Origin of the sequence: Dissulfurispira sp. (assembly GCF_036745535.1) — a bacterium.
Taxonomy (GTDB): Bacteria; Nitrospirota; Thermodesulfovibrionia; order Thermodesulfovibrionales; family Dissulfurispiraceae; genus Dissulfurispira.
This window is the reverse complement of record NZ_DAIOFX010000165.1, coordinates 1-1,798: the sequence shown is the minus strand read 5'-3', so window position 1 is coordinate 1,798 and position 1,798 is coordinate 1. Positions and strand designations below refer to the sequence as shown.

Here is a 1,798-nt window from a genome sequence, read left to right as displayed (position 1 = left end):
AACACTTTTTAAAGTCTTTGAGCAGTGCCTGACATATAAAATCGCTCAACTTATATCTTGATAAAAAGAATAACATGCACAATGTGTACAGTCAATATTGACGAGAGTCCGCATATGGTATGTTATACTGTTTTAAAGCACGAAAGGGGTCATAACCATGAAAAAACTCGCAAACAGATATTTGCATATAGTTTTAATCTTTCTTCTCCTCAATCTGTTCGTCCATGCCCATGATGCCATTTCTCAGGACAAGAAGAACTTTCTCTGGAAGGTCCGGTCAAACACAGCTACTGTTTATTTATTGGGATCCGTACATTTTATGAGAAAAGACGTCTATCCTCTGGACAGCAAAATCGAGGATGCATTCAAGAAATCGAATATCCTTGTGGTAGAGGCAGATATCAATAATGCTGCGAAGACGGATGTCCAGAGGCTCATGGCCAATGCCTATTATCCCGGCAGCGATACGCTTGACAAACATGTTTCAAGAGAGACCTATGAGCTCATAAAAAAAGAGACAGAAAGGCTCGGCATCCCTATCCAGATGATCAACAAACAAAAGCCATGGATCATTGCGTTAACATTATCATCCTTAGAACTCTTAAAACTGGGGTTTACTCCCACTGACGGCATAGACATGCACTTTCTTTCAAGGGCTGGAGGGAAGAGAATAGTAGAGCTTGAGAGCGTTGATTATCAGATAAGGCTTCTTTCTTCATTTTCCGACAAAGAACAGGAACTGTTTCTGCTTTATACATTAAAAGACCTAAAAACCATCCGTCAGGAAATGGAACAATTGCTGCATACATGGAAATCCGGAGACACAAAGGGCATGGAGTTATTAATATCGAAGGGGAACTCCGGCGATGCGCAATTGGCTCCGATCTACGAAAAATTGATCTATGAAAGAAACAGGCGCATGACATCACGGATAGAAGAATTTCTGAGAACAGGGGAAACCTATTTCGTGGTTGTGGGTGCGGCACATCTTATCGGAGACAGGGGAATCGTCAGGGCGCTTATGGACAAAGGGTATTCTGTTGAGCAAAACTAATACCTCATTACCTCCTCAATCCCCCTTTTTATCCTCTCTACCGTGGGCATGTAATAGTCCTCAAGCTTTGGAAGGGGCATAACAATATCATATCCTGTAACCCTCATTATCGGTGCTTTTAAATATAGCATTACATCCTCTGCAATGGTTGCTGAAAGTTCTGCGCCGAATCCGCAGGTCTTGGGCGCCTCGTGAACAATCACAACCCTTCCTGTCTTTTTCACCGATTTGAATATTGTCTCTTCATCGAATGGGTTGAGGGTCATTAAATCTATTACTTCAGCATCAAATTCCTCCACTGCCTGAAGCGTCCTGTGGAGCATGCTTCCCCATGCAATGACCGTAACATCCTTTCCTTCCTGAACGATCCTTGCCCTGCCGAGTGGAACAGTATATTCTCCTTCAGGGACGTCTTCTTTTATGAGGCGATAGAGCCTCGTTGATTCAAGAAAAATCACAGGGTCGGGGTCTCTGATGGATGAAATAAGCAATCCCTTTGCATTATAAGGCGATGATGGCACGACAACCTTTACACCAGGCATATGGCAGAACAATGCCTCTGTGCTCTCCGAATGAAGGTCAGGCGCCTTTATTCCTGCACCATAGGGAGTCCTGACCACCATCGGACACGTGAACCTTCCCCTTGTTCTATTGCGAATCCTCGATGCATGTGAGAATATCTGGTCAATTGCAGGATAGATAAACCCCATAAACTGGATCTCTGCAACTGGCTTTAATCCATAT

2 protein-coding genes are annotated in these 1,798 nt (G+C 43.5%); one reads left to right on the top strand and one right to left on the bottom strand.

The annotated features are described in order from the left end of the window. The first annotated feature begins 157 nt into the window (after positions 1-157). Complete coding sequence (locus V7L97_RS12480; protein WP_333656484.1) at positions 158-1,054, top strand: TraB/GumN family protein; 897 nt, start codon at positions 158-160, stop codon at positions 1,052-1,054. On the opposite strand, the gene V7L97_RS12475 is transcribed toward V7L97_RS12480, so the two are convergent. Continuing rightward, a partial coding sequence (locus tag V7L97_RS12475; RefSeq protein ID WP_333656483.1) for an alpha-ketoacid dehydrogenase subunit beta occupies positions 1,051-1,798 on the bottom strand: 748 nt, incomplete at its 5' end. The two genes, V7L97_RS12480 and V7L97_RS12475, sit on opposite strands and share 4 nt — an antisense overlap.